The sequence below is a fragment of the Brevundimonas sp. AC546 genome, assembly GCF_979258305.1.
Genome location: NZ_OZ409849.1, coordinates 1756662 through 1774703, shown reverse-complemented (window position 1 = coordinate 1774703; position 18042 = coordinate 1756662). Strand labels below are relative to the sequence as shown.

20 protein-coding genes are annotated in these 18042 nt (G+C 67.8%); 10 read left to right on the top strand and 10 right to left on the bottom strand.

Translation table 11 applies throughout. From position 1 onward, the window contains the following. The first annotated feature begins 24 nt into the window (after positions 1-24). The 3 genes from ACZZZD_RS08800 (at position 25) to argF (ending at position 3628) form a co-directional block, all read left to right on the top strand. A complete protein-coding gene (locus tag ACZZZD_RS08800; RefSeq protein ID WP_463434324.1) occupies positions 25-1038 on the top strand; it encodes a M28 family metallopeptidase in 1014 nt (337 codons plus the stop codon). A gap of 59 nt (positions 1039-1097) precedes the next feature. Continuing rightward, positions 1098-2351, top strand: a complete 1254-nt coding sequence (locus ACZZZD_RS08795; RefSeq protein WP_463436109.1) for an acetylornithine transaminase — start codon at positions 1098-1100, stop codon at positions 2349-2351. A gap of 362 nt (positions 2352-2713) precedes the next feature. Then, complete coding sequence (argF, locus tag ACZZZD_RS08790) at positions 2714-3628, top strand: ornithine carbamoyltransferase (RefSeq protein WP_463434322.1); 915 nt, start codon at positions 2714-2716, stop codon at positions 3626-3628. Positions 3629-3684: 56 nt separating this feature from the next. On the opposite strand, the gene ACZZZD_RS08785 is transcribed toward argF, so the two are convergent. Together ACZZZD_RS08785 and ACZZZD_RS08780 are read right to left on the bottom strand one after the other, a co-directional pair. Further along, positions 3685-4182 (bottom strand): pyridoxamine 5'-phosphate oxidase family protein, encoded by a 498-nt coding sequence (locus ACZZZD_RS08785; protein WP_463434320.1) that lies wholly within the window; start codon positions 4180-4182, stop codon positions 3685-3687. A 58-nt stretch (positions 4183-4240) separates the two neighbouring features. Further along, complete coding sequence (locus ACZZZD_RS08780) at positions 4241-4459, bottom strand: hypothetical protein (protein WP_463434319.1); 219 nt, start codon at positions 4457-4459, stop codon at positions 4241-4243. A 216-nt stretch (positions 4460-4675) separates the two neighbouring features. Between ACZZZD_RS08780 and ACZZZD_RS08775 the strand changes: the two genes are divergently transcribed. The 3 genes from ACZZZD_RS08775 (at position 4676) to ACZZZD_RS08765 (ending at position 9365) form a co-directional block, all read left to right on the top strand. Beyond that, a complete protein-coding gene (locus tag ACZZZD_RS08775; RefSeq protein ID WP_463434317.1) occupies positions 4676-7528 on the top strand; it encodes an SEL1-like repeat protein in 2853 nt (950 codons plus the stop codon). A gap of 98 nt (positions 7529-7626) precedes the next feature. Beyond that, positions 7627-8550: a sulfite exporter TauE/SafE family protein gene (locus ACZZZD_RS08770; protein WP_135193904.1), complete on the top strand. Its 924-nt coding sequence runs from the start codon at positions 7627-7629 to the stop codon at positions 8548-8550. Then, positions 8550-9365 (top strand): TIGR02186 family protein, encoded by an 816-nt coding sequence (locus ACZZZD_RS08765; RefSeq protein ID WP_463434316.1) that lies wholly within the window; start codon positions 8550-8552, stop codon positions 9363-9365. Before ACZZZD_RS08770 ends, ACZZZD_RS08765 begins: the two co-directional genes overlap by 1 nt. Here ACZZZD_RS08765 and gluQRS read toward each other — a convergent pair. Genes gluQRS through ACZZZD_RS08750 form a run of 3 tightly spaced genes read right to left on the bottom strand, consistent with a single transcriptional unit; the run spans position 9349 to position 10748 of the window. After that, positions 9349-10209, bottom strand: a complete 861-nt coding sequence (gene gluQRS / locus ACZZZD_RS08760) for a tRNA glutamyl-Q(34) synthetase GluQRS (protein ID WP_463434314.1) — start codon at positions 10207-10209, stop codon at positions 9349-9351. The two genes, ACZZZD_RS08765 and gluQRS, sit on opposite strands and share 17 nt — an antisense overlap. A gap of 3 nt (positions 10210-10212) precedes the next feature. Then, entirely contained in the window at positions 10213-10503 is a 291-nt protein-coding gene (locus ACZZZD_RS08755) for a type II toxin-antitoxin system RelE/ParE family toxin (protein WP_463434313.1), read from the bottom strand. Next, entirely contained in the window at positions 10500-10748 is a 249-nt protein-coding gene (locus ACZZZD_RS08750) for a type II toxin-antitoxin system ParD family antitoxin (RefSeq protein WP_463434311.1), read from the bottom strand. The genes ACZZZD_RS08755 and ACZZZD_RS08750 overlap by 4 nt, the downstream gene beginning before the upstream one ends. Before the next feature lie 111 nt (positions 10749-10859). Between ACZZZD_RS08750 and ACZZZD_RS08745 the strand changes: the two genes are divergently transcribed. The 4 genes from ACZZZD_RS08745 (at position 10860) to ACZZZD_RS08730 (ending at position 13268) form a co-directional block, all read left to right on the top strand. Then, complete coding sequence (locus tag ACZZZD_RS08745) at positions 10860-11510, top strand: DNA-3-methyladenine glycosylase family protein (RefSeq protein ID WP_463434309.1); 651 nt, start codon at positions 10860-10862, stop codon at positions 11508-11510. Beyond that, entirely contained in the window at positions 11507-12166 is a 660-nt protein-coding gene (locus ACZZZD_RS08740; protein ID WP_463434307.1) for a trimeric intracellular cation channel family protein, read from the top strand. Before ACZZZD_RS08745 ends, ACZZZD_RS08740 begins: the two co-directional genes overlap by 4 nt. A 3-nt stretch (positions 12167-12169) precedes the next feature. Next, positions 12170-12568, top strand: coding sequence for an ASCH domain-containing protein (locus tag ACZZZD_RS08735; protein ID WP_463434306.1), 399 nt, complete (start codon positions 12170-12172; stop codon positions 12566-12568). Between the two features lie 139 nt (positions 12569-12707). Continuing rightward, complete coding sequence (locus ACZZZD_RS08730) at positions 12708-13268, top strand: HNH endonuclease (RefSeq protein ID WP_463434304.1); 561 nt, start codon at positions 12708-12710, stop codon at positions 13266-13268. Here the strand turns inward: ACZZZD_RS08730 and ACZZZD_RS08725 are convergent. The 5 genes from ACZZZD_RS08725 to ACZZZD_RS08705 all read right to left on the bottom strand — a co-directional run bounded on the left by ACZZZD_RS08725 (position 13265) and on the right by ACZZZD_RS08705 (position 17895). Beyond that, a complete protein-coding gene (locus tag ACZZZD_RS08725) occupies positions 13265-13726 on the bottom strand; it encodes a VanZ family protein (RefSeq protein WP_463434302.1) in 462 nt (153 codons plus the stop codon). The genes ACZZZD_RS08730 and ACZZZD_RS08725 overlap by 4 nt on opposite strands. A 92-nt stretch (positions 13727-13818) precedes the next feature. Then, positions 13819-14571, bottom strand: coding sequence for a ligase-associated DNA damage response endonuclease PdeM (gene pdeM, locus ACZZZD_RS08720; RefSeq protein ID WP_463434300.1), 753 nt, complete (start codon positions 14569-14571; stop codon positions 13819-13821). After that, complete coding sequence (locus ACZZZD_RS08715) at positions 14568-17195, bottom strand: ligase-associated DNA damage response DEXH box helicase (protein WP_463434299.1); 2628 nt, start codon at positions 17193-17195, stop codon at positions 14568-14570. Before ACZZZD_RS08715 ends, pdeM begins: the two co-directional genes overlap by 4 nt. Beyond that, on the bottom strand, positions 17192-17608 hold the full coding sequence (locus ACZZZD_RS08710) for a PIN domain-containing protein (protein WP_463434297.1): 417 nt from the start codon (positions 17606-17608) through the stop codon (positions 17192-17194). Before ACZZZD_RS08710 ends, ACZZZD_RS08715 begins: the two co-directional genes overlap by 4 nt. Beyond that, on the bottom strand, positions 17608-17895 hold the full coding sequence (locus ACZZZD_RS08705; protein ID WP_463434295.1) for a type II toxin-antitoxin system Phd/YefM family antitoxin: 288 nt from the start codon (positions 17893-17895) through the stop codon (positions 17608-17610). The genes ACZZZD_RS08710 and ACZZZD_RS08705 overlap by 1 nt, the downstream gene beginning before the upstream one ends. Positions 17896-18042: the final 147 nt, after the last annotated feature.

Below are 18042 nucleotides of genomic sequence, written 5' to 3'. Positions count from 1 at the left end.
GATCGCTCCCCCGAGAGGTCCGTCATGAAGTTTCGTTCGCTCGTCGCCGCCACGGCGCTGTTCGCCGCCGCCACGCCCGCATTCGCCCCGGCTTGGGCTCAGGAAGCGACGCCCCAGGCTGGTGACCGCCCCGACATCGCCGCCGGCGCCGCCCAGTTCGTCAAGCCCACCAACGCCGAACGGACCCAGGTCCTGGTCGGCTTCCTGACGACCCTGGGCTTCACGCCCGAGATCCAGGTCTTCGCTGGAGGCAACCAGGCCAGCGGACCGATGGAAGGGGCGAACGTCGTCGTCACGGTGGGGCAGGGCGACAAGGACATCGTCCTGACCGCCCACTATGACGCGGTCAAGCTGCGCGACGGAACCCTGTCACAGGGCATCGTCGACAACATCGGCTCGGTCATGGCGATGATGGAGGCGGCCAAGACGCTGGACATGGCGCTGGAGGGTCAGCCGGTCGCCCACCGCTTCGTCTTCGTCTTCACCGACCAGGAAGAGCTGGGCCTGCTGGGCGCCAAGGCCTTCCTCGAAAAACACGGCAAGGAGCGGATCGCCGCCGTCATCAACGCCGATGTCGCCGCCTATGGCCGGACGGTCATGTATGGCGAGAACAACGGCCCGCAATCCGGGTTCGTGCTGGAGACGCTGCGCTCCCTGTGCGCCGAACGAGGCTTCGACTGCATGCCCTATCCGGTCTATCCGCCCAGCGACGACCGTGCCTTCTCGGCGGCCGGCGTGCCGGTGGTGTCGATGGGCACCCAGGACGCCGTCGGCGCCCACCAGATGTGGCTGGCCTTCAACGGCGGCGAGAACAACGGCCTGAAGGAAGGCTTCGTGCCGCCGGTGTTCCAGCGCATCCATTCGGCCGAGGATCGGCTGTCCTATCTCAAGGGCGTGGACGTGGCCCGTTTCGGCCTGTTCATCGCCGATCTCGGCCTGGCCCTGGACAAGCGCCTGGTCGAGATCCAGACCAAGGACGCCGCCGTCGCCGCCGAGACCGCCCCTGCCGCTCCGGCGCCGGCGCCTAGCAACCCCTAGGCGTCGCCTCGGCGTCGGTGTTGACTAACACCGTCACTAATCCGACAACGCCTGTCCGTATCAATCCGGCTCCGTCGCGCTCGCGTCGGGGCCGTCTCGCTTTTGGAGGTCTTAGTCCCGTGTCCACGAACCATCTGATGGGTGTCTACAATCGCGCGCCGCTGGAAGTGGAACGCGGCCGAGGCGCACGCCTGTGGTCGACCGACGGGACCGAATATCTGGATTGCGTCGCCGGCATCTCGACCAACGGCCTGGGCCACGCCCACCCCGAGCTGGTCCAGGCGGTCAAGGATCAGGCCGAGAAGCTGTGGCACGTGTCCAACATCTTCCGCATCCCGGGCCAGGAAGCCCTGGCCGACGCCCTGTGCGACAGCAGTTTCGCCGACGTGGTCTTCTTCACCAACTCGGGCACCGAGGCCGTCGAGTGCGCGCTGAAGACGGCGCGCAAATACCACTCGGCCAACGGCGCGCCCGAGCGGATCGACATCTACGGCTTCGACGGCTCGTTCCACGGCCGGACCTATGGCGCGATCAACGCCGCCGCCAACCCCAGCTACACCGAGGGCTTCGGCCCGCCGATGCAGGGCTTCCACCAGCTGACCTGGGGCGACAAGCCCGCGCTGGAAGCCGCCTTCAAGAACCCGACCACGGCGGCGATTATCCTGGAGCCTGTCCAGGGCGAGGGCGGCTGCCGCGAGACGCCGGTCGAGGAACTGCGCTGGATGCGCCAGATGGCCGACGACAACGGCGTGCTGTTGATCTTCGACGAGGTCCAGTGCGGCATGGGCCGGACCGGCAAGCTGTGGGCCCACGAATGGGCCGGCATGGCGCCGGACATCATGGCGGTGGCCAAGGCCCTGGGCGGCGGCTTCCCAATCGGCGCCTGCCTGGCCTCGGCCAAGGCGGCGTCGGGCATGACGGTCGGCGTCCACGGCTCGACCTTCGGCGGCAACCCCTTGGCCATGGCCGTGGGCCAGAAGGCGCTGAGCCTGATCAACAGCCCCGAAACCCTGAACAACGTCGCCGAGATCGCCGGTTATCTGAAGCAGCAACTGGCCGGTCTTCAGGCGCGCTTTCCCGACGTGATCGTGGATGTGCGCGGCAAGGGCCTGCTGATCGGGGTCAAGCTGGTCCCGAACAATCGCGAGTTCATGGCCTTGGCGCGCGATACGCAACAGCTGCTGATCGCCGGGGGCGGCGACAACTGCGTGCGCCTGCTGCCGCCGCTGAACCTGACGCTGGACGAGGCCCGCGAGGCCATCGCCCGGTTCGAGGGCGCCTGCGAAGTCGCGCGCGAAAAGCTGGCTGCGTGATACGGGCGCTTGCCGTCGCATGTCTCCTTGCCCTTCTATCGGGAGGATATGCGACGGCGAGGCCTGCGCCGGACGTCAGGGACGGCTATCTGGCGAAATCTCTTCGAGGCGTGCTGCTCTATGAGACGCGCGCTCAGCGTGACGAAGGCGGGCATGAGGGCTGCATTCAGATCGTGCGTCGCGAGACGATTCAAAACCGGCCTCTTTCGAATGGCAGGGTGCGGGTGACAGGGCTTTACGGCGTCTTCAATGGGGACGACGTCGTTTTCCTAAGAACGGGCGGTGACGCCGCGCACTACGAGGTGTGCGACAGTCGCTACATCATCGGGGCGGAGATCACGCCTCTATCCGAGAACTGACACATGGTCCGGCACTTCCTCGACATCCACCGGCTCGAAGCCGCCGAACTGCGCGCCATTCTGGACGACGCTCATGCCCGCAAGGCCGCGCGCAAGGGCTGGCCCCAGGGTCGCGCCGATGCCGATGCGCCGGGCGAGGACCGCGTCCTGGCCATGATCTTCGAAAAGAACTCGACCCGCACCCGCTTCAGCTTCGACGCCGCCATTCGCCAGCTGGGCGGGTCGTCGATCATCGCCACCGCCGCCGACATGCAGTTGGGTCGCGGCGAGCCGGTGGAGGACACCGCCCGCGTCCTGTCGCGCATGGTGGATGCGGTGATGATCCGCGCCAACGACCACGAGGATGTCGAGCGTTTCGCCCGCGTCTCGACCGTGCCTGTGATCAATGGCCTGACCGACCGTTCGCACCCCTGCCAGATCCTGGCCGACCTGCAGACGATCGAGGAACATTCCGGCCCCATCGCCGGCAAGACGATCGCCTGGATCGGCGACGGCAACAACGTGTGCCACAGCTTCATGCACGCGGCGCCCAAGTTCGGCTTCCACCTGAACGTCGCCTGCCCGGCGGAATATCATCCCGACCTGCGCGACCTGGCCAAGGGCGCAAACGCCGTCACCCTGACCAGCGACCCGCGCGAGGCGGTCAAGGGCGCCGACGTCGTCGTCACCGACACCTGGGTCTCGATGGGCGATCAGGACTATGAGGCGCGTCTGGCGGCCTTCGAGTCCTATTCGGTGGACGAGGCCCTGATGGCCCTGGCCGACCCCGACGCCGTCTTCCTGCACTGCCTGCCCGCCCACCGCGGCGAGGAAGTCACCGACGCCGTCATCGACGGCCCGCGCTCGCTGGTCTGGGACGAGGCCGAAAACCGCATCCACGCCCAGAAGGCCGTCCTGGCCTGGTGCTTTGGCGGCTAAAGAAAAAGGGCGGTCGCCGCGCGACCGCCCTCTCCTCATTCCGACGACGTGATCGCTTACAGCTTCACGTCCGACACGCCGCCGACGTCGGGCGTGGACTTGGTCAGATTGGCTTTGAGGACCTCATAGCCGAAGCCCAGCGCACCCTTGTCGGACACCCAGACGCGGCCGTCGTCGGCGTCGAAACGGATCAGGGTCAGGTGCGGGTCATCCTTGCCGTCGGGGTACCAGGCGGCGACGACGGGGTTCCAGTATTTGTCGATCCGGGTGCGGTCCTGATCGACGGCGAGGCGGCCGTGGATGCAGGCCTGAACCTTGCCGTCTTTGGCTTGATAGCAGAACATGCCCTGCTGCCCGCCCCCCGCCACGTCGCGGGCGAAGTCGGTGTCGTCGCGGCTGAAGAACCAGATGGTTCCCGTTTCATCCTCGCCAAAGCCGGTCATCGGCTGGTGATGATAGCCAGCCCGGTCGATGCCCAGCATCCCCGTGTTGGACTCCTTCAGGCTTTTCCAGAACTCCTTCTCGGCCTCGGCGGGGGTCAGTTTGTCGGTCATGCCAAATCTCCTGTGGGGTTGCAGGATCAACAGACCGGCCGGGATCGGGTTCCCAAGGCTAAGCTCCGGGAATCCACGGCGCGCGTTCGGCGCCGAACAGGGTCGCCAGGTGGATCAGAAGCAGCATGGCGATCGCTGCGGACCCGACCATCAGAAAGCGCCAAGGCATCATGCGCGGTCCCTTGAGCGGATCGGGGGGCCTGGCGCCGCGCCACCCGCAAAAGACCATGACGGCGATGGCGACGCCCAACAGGACGAGGGTGAGGATCAGGCTCATGCGCCGCACGTGGCGAAAGCCGCGCCGCTTGGCAAGCGAACCCTTGCCGGGAGGTTAATCTTTACGGCGCGTTAACCGAGATGATTCACTAATCCCGCCGTCTGGCGGGATGTCCACAGGATTGGGAGACCGCCGCTAGATATTGCGGTTAACCATCAGTTTACACCCTCGATATTGACGGTATAGCCTCACTCGTATGGGCCGGGAGACGAATCAGTGAGCGCTGCAGCGCCGTGGAGCGTTAAGGGAATTGATCCCAAGGCCCGTGAGGTCGCCAAGGACCTTGCGCGCCGTTCCGGCATGACGCTGGGCGAATGGCTCAACTCCATGATCATGGAGGACGAGGACGAGGGTTACGCCACCCTGCCGCGCCGGTCCCAGATGTCCGAGTATGAGCGCCGCAATCGTAGCCGTCGGCTGGACGACGCCTATGACGTCGAGGACAGCGGTCCCCGGATCAGCGCCTCCATCGACGTGATCGCCGCGCGGTTGGAAGCCGCCGAGCGCCGCTCGACGGTCGCCATCCAGGGCGTGGACCAGGCCGTGTCGGGCCTGATGCGTCGCCTCGACGGCCAGGATGTCGAGGCCCAGGGCAATGCCCGCCGTATCGACGACATCGCCGAAGAACTGCGCGAGGGCCATCGCCGCCTGCGCGCCTTCGAACGCGACACCGGTCCCCTGACACAGGAAGCCTTCGGCAAGGTCGAGACCTCGCTGGGCGCGCTGAGCGGCCGTCTCTACGATATCGAAGAACGCCAGCGTCTGGGCGTCAACGATCTGCGCGAGCGCATGGAGGCGGTCGAAAAGGCCGCTGGTCCCGGCGTCGGCACGGAAATGCTGGCCCAGGTCGGCGCGCGTCTGGACGAGGCCCAGAACCGCACCACCGAAGCGCTGAAGACGTTGGAACGCTCGTTCGCCGAGCTGGATCAGCGGATGCGGTCGGCCGAAAGCCGGGTCGAGCCGGAAAGCGCGCGGGATCTCGCGCGGTTCGAAAAGCTGGCCGAAAGCCTGTCGCGCCAGATCGAGAACAATCGCGCCGAAATGATGCAGCGTCTCGACGCCGCCGAGACCGGCGCGCGCATCGACCGCATCGAACGCGCGGTCCAGGCCGTTGGCGACCAGATCAAGACGTCCGAGCAGAAGGGCGCCGTGGGCCTGGAGGCCATGGGCCGCGAAGTCCTGCGCATCGCCCGCAACCTGAACGCCCGCGTCCAGAAGGTCGAAACAGACAGCGACGGTCGCACCGACGCCGTCGCCCGCGCCGTCACCGAGGCCGTCGGCCAGACCATCGAGACCGAGGTCGCGCGCCGCGCCGGTCGCCTGGATCAGGAGTTCGCGCGTCACGTCGACCGCGTCGATCAGCGCCTGACCGCCAGCGACGACCGCCACGCCATCGCGCTGGAGAAGCTGGGCGGCGAGATTACCCGCATATCGGACCAGCTGAGCGACCGCATCGCCCAGTCGGAGCGCCGCTCTCAGCAGGCGCTGGAAGACATCGGCCGCCGCCTTTCGGAAAGCTCGGACAAGATCGAGCAGCGCTACGACCGCGCCTCGGGCGAACTGGCCGAGCGGATGCGGATGAGCGAGGAGCGCACCGTCCGCCTGCTGGCCGAGGCGCGCGAGAGCATCGATGCGCGCGGCCCGACGCCGATCCGCGACAAGCCCCTGGACAACGAATCGACGTGGACTCCGCCGCGCCCGATTCTGGAACGCGCCGCCTCTGCGCCGATCCAGTCCGCATCGGTCGATGGCGACTGGCGCGCCGCCGCCTTCCCCGACGAGACCTTCACCGACCAAGGCGCCTGGTCCAGCGATCCGGTCACGTCCGAGGTCGCCGCTGCTTCGCCCTTCCCGGCGACCGCCTTCGCCGAGCCTGAAGCCGACACGGTCACGGCCGAGGCGGACGATACGCCGGCGCGCCAGGTCGATCCCGATGGCGTCGAACCCATCATCCAGCCCTTCAGCGGCTTCGGCGGCGCCGATGTCGAGGACGCGCTGGAAGCGACCTCGCCCGGCTTCTCGACCGAGAAGCGTGAGGCTCCCGTTCTGGACGCCGACGACGAAGATTTCGGCGGCGAGACCGAGTTCGTCGATCCGCGCCGCCTGCGCGCCAGCATGGAAGCCGCCGCCGCCGCCGGTCGCGCCTCGGCGACCCGCAGCACCATCGACGCCGCGCGCGCCGCCATCACCACCCCGCCCGAGCCGGAACCGGCGGCGCGTTCGGGCTTCGGCCTCAAGCGCGGCGGCAAGTCCAAACTGCAGGAACGGCTGGACAGGCAGGCGGCCAAGGACGGCTCCACCGTCAAGAAGACCTTCCTGGCCTCGGTCACGGCGGTCGCTCTGACCGGCGGCGTCTATGGCTATCTGTCCCTGACCGATGGCGGCGCGCCCGACTTCGACCTGCCGTCCTTCGGCGGCGGCGCCCAGGCTGCTGGACCCGCCATGCCTCTGGCCGCCTCTGCCGTGACGCCGACGGGCGTGCGGCCGACCTTCGATCTCGCCGGTCCCGGCGCGGCCGACTACGAAACGGCTATCGGCAAGCTTGAGGCCGGCGACAGCACGGGCCTGGACGGCATGAAGCGCGCCGCCAACCTGGGTTACGCCCCGGCCCAGACCTATCTGGGTCAGCTCTATCTGGACGGCGCCAACGGCGTTCCCGCCGACCCGGCGCAAAGCCGTCAGTGGGGCCGTCGTGCGGCCGAGGGCGGCGATCCGCGCGGAATGCATCTCTACGGGATGCAACTCTATGAAGGCGACGGCGGCGCGACCAATCAGGCCGAGGCCCTGACCTGGCTGCTGAACGCGGCGGAGCGTGGTCTGCCGGACAGCCAGTACAATGTCGCGCGCATCTACGAGACCGGCGCCGACGGCGTGGCCAAGAATCCGACCGAGGCCCTGAAGTGGTACATGATCGCCGCGCGCGGCGGGGACACAGAGGCCCAGGCCGCCGTAACGCGCCTGCGTCCGACGGCTAGCGCCACCGCCCAGCGCGCCGCCCGCACCGCCGCTGACGCCTTCGTCGCCCAGTCCCAGCCCCAGTCCCAACCCGCTTCGCAGGCGACGGGCTAGATTCACGCGCGCCGGGCGGCTATCGGTCGCCCGTGTCGTCACGACCTCGTCCCCGCCTGACGGCGATCCTTTAACCGCTCCAGCCGAAGGCGCGTCCTTTGGACATCTATCTGCCGATCGCCGAGGTTTCGGTGAACTGGCCGACCCTGGTGATCCTGGGGGCGGTGGTCGGGTTCGTGTCCGGCCTGTTCGGCATCGGCGGCGGTTTTCTGATGGCGCCGATCCTGGTCTTCCTGGGCATTCCCCCGACCGTCGCCGTCGCCAGCCAGGCCAGCCACGTCGTCGCCTCCTCCACTTCCGGCGTCATCCGCTATGCGGGCGCCGGCGCGGTCGATTTCAAGATGGGTTCGGTCATGGCGGCCGGCGGCGCGGTCGGCGCCCTGGCGGGGGTCGAGCTGTTTCGATACCTGCGCCTGCTGGGTCAGGCCGACCTGGTCGTCGCCGTCTCCTACCTCGTCTTCCTTGGCGCCATCGGCGTGCTGATGCTGAACGAAAGCCTGACCGAGATCCTGCGCCGTCGTCGCGGCCTGCCTGCGCCGCACAAGCAGCGTCGGCGGCCGATGTGGCTGTATGGTCTGCCGCTGAAGATGAAGTTCCCCAAGTCGGGTCTGTACATCAGCGCCCTGCCGCCGTTCGGCCTGGGCGTCTTCGCCGGCGTCCTGTCGGCCATCATGGGGGTCGGCGGCGGCTTCATCCTGGTGCCGGCCATGCTTTATATCCTGCGGATGCGGGCGGGCGCGGTGGTGGGGACCAGCCTGTTCCAGATCATCATCACCACCGCCATCACCACCATTCTCCAGGCCGGGCGCAACCAGACGGTCGACATCGTCCTGTCGACAATCCTGCTGTTGGGCGGGGTGGTCGGGGCCCAAGTCGGTGCGCGGTTCGCCGGTCGGTTCCGCGCCGAGGAACTGAGAGCGGCGCTGGGGCTGATCGTGCTGCTGGTCGGGATTCAGATGGGGCTGGACCTGTTCGTGCGCCCCAATGACATCTTCATGATCGCGCCGGGGATCGCGGACTGATGCAGGCGCTTCCTCCTCCCCCGCCGGCGATCACAGCGCCGGCTCCGGCCCCAGATCGATCCGAGGCGACGACGGGCGACCTGCGCGTCGCCGCCGCCCTGACCGACGCCCAGGTTCGGGTCGATTCCAGCTTCACGGGCGCGTCCATCGTCCTCTATGGCGCGGTGTTCAATCCGACGTCCGAACCGGCCGATGTCGTCGTGGTGGTGCGGGGGCCGGACGCGCCGATCCGTCTGGTCAAGAAGACCCGCACCTCGGGTGTCTGGTTGAACAGCCGGCCCGTGCTGTTCGAGGGGGCGCCCGGCTTCTACATGACCGCATCCACCCGCCCGCTCAGCGACATCGCCGACTTCGGCCAGCTGCGGCGTCTCGGCGTCGGGGTCGATCACCTGCGCATCGACGCGCCGGAGGAAAGCCGCACCGTCACCCGCTATGGCGTGCGCGACGTGGTGGTCAGCCGGCTGGGCGACGACTATCTGGACTGGCGCCGCGCCGTGATCCGGCTGAAGGAGGCCGCCGCCCTCTACGACACCGATTCTCAAGGGGTCGAGTTCGTGGACCGGGGCCTGTTCCGCGCCGAGGTCGAACTGCCCACCGTCGCCCCGACCGGCAAATACTACGCCGAGGTCTGGCTGTTCCAGAACGGTGAGCCGCAGTCGGTGTCCAACCTGACGCTGACGGTCGAGAAGGTCGGGCTTGAGCGCGACATCTACGAGTTCGCCCATCGTCGTCCGTGGCTGTACGGCGTGCTGTGCGTCTTGCTGGCCGCCCTGACCGGCTACGGCGCCTCGCGTATCTTCAGCCGCCGGAGCTGAAGCCCAGTTCGGCGCGCAGGGCCTCGGGCGTCAATCCCCCCGCTCTCAGTTCAGCCAAGGTGACCGAGCGATCCCGCTTGGCGTAGCGTCGCCCGTCCGGTCCCGCCAGCAGCTGGTGATGGCGATAGGTCGGCGCCGGCCAGCCCATCAGCATCTGGATCAGCCGCTGCACATGGGTCGCCTCGAACAGGTCCTGACCGCGAACGACATGGCTCACGCCTTGCAGCGCGTCGTCGTGCGTCACCGCCAGATGATAGGCGACGCCCGTATCCTTGCGCGCCAGCACCACGTCGCCCGCCGCCTCGGGATCGACGGCGACCACGCCGGTCTCGCCGTTCGGACCCTCGCCCTCCTCGACAAAACTCAGACCTTTCCAGGCTGCGTCCCCCAGCGCCTCGCGCGCCCGGTCCAGCGACAGCCGCCAGGCGAACGGCGCGCCCAAGGCCCGCAGGCGCGCCTCTTCCTGTGCCGGATGCGGGCCGGGCCGCACCGCCTCCATCGCCCCGTGCGGCGCATCGCCGATGGCGTTCAGGATGCCCTTGCGCGTACGAAAACACCGATAGAGCAGCCCGCGCGCCCTCAGGCTTTCGATCACGACGGCGTAGTCGTCCAGATGATCGGACTGACGCCGCACCGGCGTCTCCCAATCCAGACCCAGCCAGGTCAGGTCTTCCAAAATGCCTGCTTCATACTCGGGCCGGCACCGCGTCGGATCGATATCCTCGATGCGCAGCACGAACCGCCCGCCCGCCGCCTTCGCCGCCGTCCAAGCGGTCAGCGCCGAAAAGGCGTGGCCCCTGTGCAGGCGGCCGGTGGGCGAGGGGGCGAAGCGGGTCGTGAACACGGCTCAGTCTTCGTCCGTCGCCAGCAGATGTGTCCAGTCACGCGCCGCGTGAAGGATGCGGACGACCTCGACATCGGCCGTCACCCTATAGAAGATCAGATAGCTGCCTTCGGGGCGCTTACGCAGGTCGGTGACGCCGGCTTCTGGGTAGCGTCGCGGATTTTGAGCGAGGGTTTCGCACCGTTCGAAAAGCGTCCTGACCAGTCGGCGCGCCGCGTTCGGGCTGTCCAGCGCCACATGGTCTTCGATCACAGCCAGATCCTGCAAGGCGGCGTCTGCGAGACGAACCCTCATTCGCCTTCGGCGGCCCAGCGGGCCTCAAACACTGCACGGGCGTCTTCGAGCGAGGTCAACCGTCCGGCGTCGGCGTCGGCGATTCCCTCTTCCAACTTGCCCAGCAGAGCCGCCAGTCGGGCCTCATGCTCCTGCACCAACCGCACGCCGGTGCGCAGCACCTCGCTCTTGGAGCCGTATCGGCCGTCGCGGACCAGACGGTCCACCACCTGTTCCAGCGCACCCAGTTCGACGGTCATGGTCATAAAGGCACCCTCAATCGACCAACCAATAATAGTTATTACCTCACGCTGTCGCCAGCCGAAATCCGCCAGCGCCTCCATTTCCTTGAGCGCCTGAGCAGGTCATAGGTAGGTATGCCGCTTCAGCCCACGCCCCAGGATATCGCCGCCGCGCGCGAGGCGCTGGTCGCCGCCGATCCGGCCATGGCGCGGGTGCATGCCCAGACGCCGGCCTTCGAATGGCGGCTGCGAGTCGGCGGGTTCGAGGGACTGTTCCGCATGATCGTGGAGCAGCAGGTATCGGTGGCCTCGGCCGCCTCGGTCTGGGCGCGGCTGCGTGAGGGGATGGGCGGGATCACGCCGGAACTGCTGCTGGCGTATGATCTGGATAAACTGCGCGGCATGGGCCTGTCGCGGCAGAAGGCGACCTATGGTCAGGGCATCGCGCGGGCCCAGATCGCCGGCGAAATCGATCTGGAGCATCTGGCCAGTCTCGACGACGAAGCCGCCATCGCCGCCCTGACGGCGCTGAAGGGCGTGGGGCTGTGGACGGCCGAGGCTTATCTGCTGATGTGCGAGGGGCGGCTGGACGTCTTCCCCGGCGGGGACGTGGCGCTGCAGGAGGCGATCCGCTGGGCTGACGGGGCGGAGGTGCGACCCGATCAGAAGGCCGCCTATGCCCGCGCCGAGATCTGGCGGCCCTATCGCGCGGTGGCGACCCATCTGCTGTGGGCCTGGTACACCGGCGTCAAGCGCGGAGAGATCGTGCTGGAGCCTGCGCAATGACCCCGCTCGATCCCGTCCTGACCGAACCGCTGCGCAATCCCCAGACCGTGCTGACGGCGCTGGATTTCGCGGGCGTCGCCGTCTTCGCCGCGACCGGCGCCCTGGCCGCCGCGCGCGAGAAGCACGACGTGGTCACCTTCGCCTTCTTCGGCGCCATCACCGGCGTTGGCGGGGGAACCCTGCGTGACCTGTTGCTGGGCCTGCCGGTCTTCTGGGTGCAGGACTGGCGTTATCTGGCGGTCTGCCTGTTCGCATCGACGGCCCTGTGGCTGGTGGGCCAGCGCGACTGGCGGTTCCGCGCCCTGCTGTGGCTGGATGCGGTAGGCCTGGCGGCCTATGGCGTCATGGGCGCGGCCAAGGCCGAGGCGGCGGGCGCGCCGGCCCTGATCTGCATCGTCATGGGCACGCTGACGGCCTGTTTCGGCGGGGTGGTGCGCGACACCCTGGCGGGTCAGCCGTCGATCCTGCTGCGACGAGAGATCAACGTCACGGCGGCCATATTGGCGGCGACCGTCTATATGGTGCTGAGGGCGCCCGGCACGCCGATCTGGCCCGCCGCCATCGTCGCGGCCCTGTCAGGCTTCCTGTTGCGCGCAGCAGCCCTGCGCTGGGGCTGGACCCTGCCGGGCTTCCCGACGCACGCCAGCCGGGCCTAGGTCATGAGCGAAATCCCCGCCGCCTATCGCGACGCCCCGCGCTGGCCGTTCGGCGACAGCCCGGAACTGGCCGACGAACTGCTGGCCCTGGTGCTGGCGGGCGACAAGCGGGCCACCTGTTCGTCCCTGGCGGCGTGCGAGGCCGACATCATGCCGACCGTCGGCGAGGTCAGCGTGATCCTGGACGGCGCGGGCGCGCCCCGCTGCGCCATCCGCACGACCCAAGTCGAGATCATGGCCTTCGAAGACGTCAGCGAAGATTTCGCTCGCGCCGAGGGGGAGGGCGATCTGAGCTACGCATGGTGGCGGGACGCGCACGAGGCCTATTACAGACGCGAAGGCAGCTGGGCGCCGGGCATGAAGGTCGTCTGCGAGCGTTTCGAACTGGTCCAGGTCTTCTGACGCCGCGTCACGAAAACGCTGCACACTGGTCATGGCGATGAGCGGGAATCACGCGTAGGCTGTCGCTGCAAGACTAGGGAAGGAGACGTGTCCTCACCTCTGTCGCCTCGATATCCCCCCGTCCGCGCGGGAGGGCCTGATGCAGGTTCTCCATCGACCGCCCTCCGGCTTTCCCGCCTTGGTGCTGAACGCCGACTTCAGGCCGTTGTCCTATTATCCACTGTCGCTCTGGCCGTGGGAGGAGGCGGTCAAGGCGGTCTATCAGGACCGCGTGGACGTGGTCTCCCTGTATGACAAGGTCGTCCGCTCCCCCTCGATGGAGATGCAGCTTCCCAGCGTGATCGCGCTGCGCAGCTATGTGGACCAAGACCGAAACCCCGCGTTCACCCGCTTCAACGTCTTCCTGCGCGACGGTTTCGCCTGTCAGTACTGCGGGGAATCCAAGGAGCTGACCTTCGACCATGTCATCCCCCGCTCGCACGGCGGCCGCACGACCTGGGAGAACATCGTCGCCGCCTGCAGCCCCTGCAACCTGACCAAGGGCGGTCGCACGCCGCGCCAGGCCATGATGCCGATCCGCCGCGAACCCTATCGCCCCAACGCCTGGCAGCTTCAGGACGCGGGCCGACGTTTCCCGCCGCATTATCTGCACCAGAGCTGGCTGGACTACCTGTACTGGGACATTGAGCTGGAGCCCTAGGGGCGCAGGACGACAACGCCCGGGCGGCCGGTCTCGACGCGGCGGCGACGCAGGCGGCGGTCCAGCCGGTCGATCTCCGACAGGGTCAGGTCTGGATGGCGCCGGAAGGCGTGGCGCACCTGTTCGATACGGCCGGGCGCCCACGCGGCCGCAACACCGGCGGCGCCGGCCAGGAAGTCCACGACCGACACACTGCGCCCGGTCAGGGCCTGAAGCAGTTCGATGCCGAATGCGGCGGCGATGACATACAGGGCCAGGTCGTCGCGTCTCTGTCGAGGCGCGATCAGGAAAAGGCCGCTGGCCAAGGCGTAGAAGGCGATGACGTGGGCGGCCTTGTCGTTCAGGCCGAAGACCTGTTCCAGCCCCTGGAACGGTCCCAACATCAGGACGGCCATGCCCAAGGCCGCCAGGGCGAAGCCGAGGCGGGCGGCCATGACGATGCGGCGGGGCGTGAGCATGAGGCGGCGTCCGTGACGTTGATCCGCCGTGATCCTGCATCGCCGTCCGCCAAGATGCGGTGAAGCGACGTGCTGAACGGTTTACGAACGGCCTATCGCAACACGTCCCAGACCAAGGCGTGGACCCGGTCCCGTCCCAGGGCGGCGGCGAGAGGCGGTGCGGCGAACAGATCGGCGATGGCGGGATCGCGCACGTTCAATCCGCCGGTGAAGGCGCCGAAGGCCGGAAGGACGATGCGCGACCCGTCCGTGACGAAACACGGCCGCCGCACGCCGCGTCCATAGGCGGCGACGCGCGCGGCGGGATGCAGGTGTCCCGCGACCTCGCCGCGCCGGTCGTCTTCGGCCGTCAATGGTTCCGGCTCATGCGTCAGACGAAGCCCGCCCAGGGCCATGTCGCCGACGATGCGGCCGGGCAGGCGGGTCGCGGCGTTCGCATCCCGAGCGAGCGCCTCCCGATCGTGATTGCCTTCCAGCCACAGCCAGTCGCGCCCCGCCGCCAGCCGGTCCAGCCGCGCGCGATCCTCGGCGGCCATGCGGGGGATCGCCTTCGTGTCATGGAAACTGTCGCCCAACAGCACGACCATGGCCGGGTCCAGTTCGGCGATTTCGGCCTCAAGCTTGTCCAGCGTGGCGCGGCTGTCATAGGGCGGCAGCAACTGTCCGCGCACGGCGAAGGCGGACCCCTTTTCCAGGTGCAGATCCGCGACGATCAGGGCGCCGTAGGCTGGAACCCACATGGCCCCGGAACAGCGCAGCACGCAGGCCTCGCCCGCGATCCGTACGCTTAGCGATCCGCAGGTCTTGCGGGCGGGAGACAGTGTCTGGCGCAGGGCGGCGTTCATGCGGCCCCCGACTGGGTTTGCGGTTCCGCGTCGTCCATGACCTCGGCGATCAGCAGCTCGGCGCTCTCGTCCAGGATCATTTCGGCGGCGTCCCCGCCCACCCGCTCGCGCCCGATCTGGACCAGCACCGGCACGCAAAAGGGCGATGGTCGCGTCAGGGGTTGGTGGCGAATTCGACCCTCGATCCGCGCCAGCATCTGGCCCAGGCGAGCAACGTCCAACAGGCCGGATGCGGCGTCGGCGCGGGCGGTCTTGAGCAGCAGATGGTCGGGTTGGTGGCGGCGCAGCACGTCGTAGATCAGGTCGGTGGAAAAGGTCACCTGGCGGCCGGTCTTCTCGGCGCCGGGCTGGCGACGTTCGATCAAGCCCGAGATCAGGGCGCAATTGCGGAAGGAGCGCTTCATCATGAAGCTTTCCTCCAGCCAGGCCTCCAGATCGTCGCCCAGCATGTCGGACTGGAACAGGGCGTCCAGGTCGATCCCGTCCATCGGCTTGATCGACCAGATGGCCAGCGAATAGTCCGTGACGACGAACCCCAGCGGCCCGACGCCCATCCGGTCCAGCCGCCGCGTCAGCAGCATGCACAGGGTGGTGTGGGCCAGATTGCCCTCGAACGGATAGGCGACCAGGAAATGCCGGCTGCCGCGCGGGAAGGTCTCGACCAGCATGGATTCGGCATTGGGAATGACCGAGCGGGTCTCCTGAAGCTCCAGCCATTCCTGCACGTCGGGCGGAAGGACGCGCCAGTGGTCGCGATCGTGAATCATCGTCCGCACCCGGTCGGCCAGCGACGTCGACAGCGGGAACTTCGACCCGCCCCAGGACGGGATCTTGGGATCCTTGTCGTTGGCGTGGGTGACCAGGGCGTCGGTGCCGGTAATGCCCTGGAACGCCCAGACCTGGCCGGCGAACAGGAAGGTGTCGCCGGGCGTCAGCTGTTCGAAATACCACTCCTCGGCCTCGCCCACCTTGCGGCCGCCGATCAGCTGGCGCGACGCTCCGCCCCGGCGGCTGGCGACCCGCACGTTCAATGTGCCAGCCGAGACAATGGCGCCGACGTTCATGCGGTGGCGCTGGGCGATGTGCTCGTTGCGCACTTTCCAGCGGCCGTCTTGCGTGCGCACGATGCGCGCGAACCGGTCATAGGTGCGCAGCGCGTATCCGCCGGTGGCGACGAAATCGACGACCTCCTCGAACTGCTCCCACGTCAGGTCGCGATAGGGCCCGCAGCCGACGATCTCGTCGTACAGGGCCTGCATGTCGAAGGCCTCCGAACAGGCCACGCCCATCACATGCTGGGCCAGGGTGTCGAGGGTGCCGATATGGACCGGCTCCCAGTCGAAGGCGTTGTCGGCGACCGCCTCGCGCGCGGCCTGGCATTCCAGCATCTCGAACCGGCTGGCGGGCACCAGCAGGGCGCGCGACGGCTCGTCCAGCCGGTGGTTGGCGCGACCGATGCGCTGGACCAGGCGGCTGGACCCCTTGGGCGCCGCCATCTGGATCACCAAGTCCACATCGCCCCAGTCGATGCCCAGATCCAGCGTCGAGGTGCAGACCACGGCCCGCAGGTCGCCCCGCGCCATCGCCGCCTCAATCTTGCGCCGCTGCTCCGCCGCCAGCGAGCCGTGGTGCAGGCCGATCGGCAGGTTCTCGTCGTTGACGGCCCAGAGCTGTTGGAACACGAACTCCGACTGCCAGCGGGTGTTGACGAAGATCAGCGCCAGGGTCGAACGCTGGATGGCGGCATAGACCTCCGGGATGGCGTGCTGGCCCGTGTGGCCCGCCCACGGCACCTTGCCCTCGGAGATCAGCACGTCGATGACGGCGGGCGCGCCGGGGTCGCCACGGACCAGTTGGACGGCGTCCAGAGCCCCTCCACCCCTGGCTTCGCCAGCGGTCCCCCTCCCCATTTCATGGGGAGGAGACGGCTCGGCCTGCGTCTCCTCCCCGCTGTGCGGGGAGGGGGACCGCGAAGCGGTGGAGGGGTTCTTTGTGTCCGTATCACCCGGCGCCAACCACCCCCGGATCAAATCGGGATCCTCGATGGTCGCGCTCAGGCCCACCCGCCGCATCCCCGGTGAAAAGCTCTGCAACCGCCCCAGCCCCAGCGACAGCAAATCCCCTCGCTTCCCGCTCCAGATCGCATGGACCTCGTCCAGCACCACGCATTTCAGGTCGGCGAAATAGGCCCTTGCCCCCTCCCAGGCGCAGAACAGGGCCAACTGTTCCGGCGTGGTCAGCAGGATGTCGGGCGGGAAATCCCGCTGCCGCTGGCGCTTGGATTGCTTTGTGTCGCCCGTTCGCGTCTCGACATGGATGTTCAGCCCGATCTCTCGGATCGGCGTCATCAGATTGCGTTCGACGTCGGTGGTTAGGGCCTTCAGCGGCGACAGATACAGGGTATGCACCCCCGACCCCGGCCCGATCGCCGGCCTGGGCCCACGCTCCGCCAGTTCGATCAGGCTGGGCAGAAACCCCGCCAGCGTCTTGCCCCCGCCGGTCGGCGCGACCAGCAGCGCATGCCGGCCCGCTTCACCCGCCGCGACCATCTCCAACTGATGCCGCCGAGGCGACCAGCCGCGCGACGCGAACCAGTCGGCGAAAAGCGGGGGAAGCGGCGTCATTCGCTCCACGGCGAGAGCAGACGACAACCGCTGTGTTCAAAGTGGCGAAGATTTCGGGTCACCACCGTCAGGCCGTGGACATGAGCCGTCGCCGCGATCAACTCGTCCGTCATCTCCGACGGACGGCCCAAGGCGCGAGCAGTTTCGGCCAAGGATGCCCAACGCTCGGTGACCTCCAGATCAACCGGCAAGATGCGGGCGTCATATCTCAGGATGAGATCAGTCAGCCAGTAATCCAGATCGTCGCGACGCCGACCGGGCTCCAATCTGACGATGCCGCGTCGCAGTTCGCCCACGGTGATGACGCTGAGATGCAGGTCCGACAGCAACTGGTCGGCGAGCCATGCCATCACCCCCGCATCAGGACGCGCGCGCTTGGGTTCGCTGATGACGTTGGTGTCGAGCAGGAACATCAGAAGGGGTCGATTTCCCTCGCCGGTCGGCGGTCGCGCTCCAGATCGACACCCTCCAGGGACGGGCCGTTCAGCAGCCAGTCCTTGAAGTCACGCGACGCGCGCGGATCTTTCAGGCGTCGGAAGTCCTCGGCGGATATCACCACGGCGGCGGCTTCGCCGTGCAGTGAAATTTCCTGCGGGCCTTCAGTTCGGGATTTTCGGATGACCTCGGAGAAGTTGTCCTTGGCCTTCGCCACGCTCCAGCTCATCGCCGGTTCTCCAATCTGGCTATCGTTTATGGCCATACCCTCGCTTAGCGTGGAGGTCAATGAAATGTTCCCGTTCCGTTTCAGCCCCGAGGTCGCTATCTATCGCTTGTGTCCGACGAATCCGTCATCGCTGAAACGCGCCTGACTGGCGCAGAGCCGTGGCTGGCGCTGCCGCCGGCGCTC

Bases quoted from the DNA above. Each gene is read 5' to 3' on its own strand.
- ACZZZD_RS08725 (WP_463434302.1), bottom strand. From the start codon at position 13,726: ATGCTCACGCCCCGCCGCATCGTCATGGCCGCCCGCCTCGGCTTCGCC.
- ACZZZD_RS08800 (WP_463434324.1), top strand. From the start codon at position 25: ATGAAGTTTCGTTCGCTCGTCGCCGCCACGGCGCTGTTCGCCGCCGCC.
- ACZZZD_RS08705 (WP_463434295.1), bottom strand. From the start codon at position 17,895: ATGGCCATAAACGATAGCCAGATTGGAGAACCGGCGATGAGCTGGAGC.
- ACZZZD_RS08785 (WP_463434320.1), bottom strand. From the start codon at position 4,182: ATGACCGACAAACTGACCCCCGCCGAGGCCGAGAAGGAGTTCTGGAAA.
- ACZZZD_RS08735 (WP_463434306.1), top strand. From the start codon at position 12,170: ATGAGCGAAATCCCCGCCGCCTATCGCGACGCCCCGCGCTGGCCGTTC.
- ACZZZD_RS08750 (WP_463434311.1), bottom strand. From the start codon at position 10,748: ATGACCATGACCGTCGAACTGGGTGCGCTGGAACAGGTGGTGGACCGT.
- argF (WP_463434322.1), top strand. From the start codon at position 2,714: ATGGTCCGGCACTTCCTCGACATCCACCGGCTCGAAGCCGCCGAACTG.
- ACZZZD_RS08730 (WP_463434304.1), top strand. From the start codon at position 12,708: ATGCAGGTTCTCCATCGACCGCCCTCCGGCTTTCCCGCCTTGGTGCTG.
- ACZZZD_RS08755 (WP_463434313.1), bottom strand. From the start codon at position 10,503: ATGAGGGTTCGTCTCGCAGACGCCGCCTTGCAGGATCTGGCTGTGATC.
- ACZZZD_RS08740 (WP_463434307.1), top strand. From the start codon at position 11,507: ATGACCCCGCTCGATCCCGTCCTGACCGAACCGCTGCGCAATCCCCAG.
- ACZZZD_RS08765 (WP_463434316.1), top strand. From the start codon at position 8,550: ATGCAGGCGCTTCCTCCTCCCCCGCCGGCGATCACAGCGCCGGCTCCG.
- ACZZZD_RS08780 (WP_463434319.1), bottom strand. From the start codon at position 4,459: ATGAGCCTGATCCTCACCCTCGTCCTGTTGGGCGTCGCCATCGCCGTC.
- ACZZZD_RS08715 (WP_463434299.1), bottom strand. From the start codon at position 17,195: ATGACGCCGCTTCCCCCGCTTTTCGCCGACTGGTTCGCGTCGCGCGGC.
- ACZZZD_RS08710 (WP_463434297.1), bottom strand. From the start codon at position 17,608: ATGTTCCTGCTCGACACCAACGTCATCAGCGAACCCAAGCGCGCGCGT.
- ACZZZD_RS08745 (WP_463434309.1), top strand. From the start codon at position 10,860: ATGCCGCTTCAGCCCACGCCCCAGGATATCGCCGCCGCGCGCGAGGCG.
- pdeM (WP_463434300.1), bottom strand. From the start codon at position 14,571: ATGAACGCCGCCCTGCGCCAGACACTGTCTCCCGCCCGCAAGACCTGC.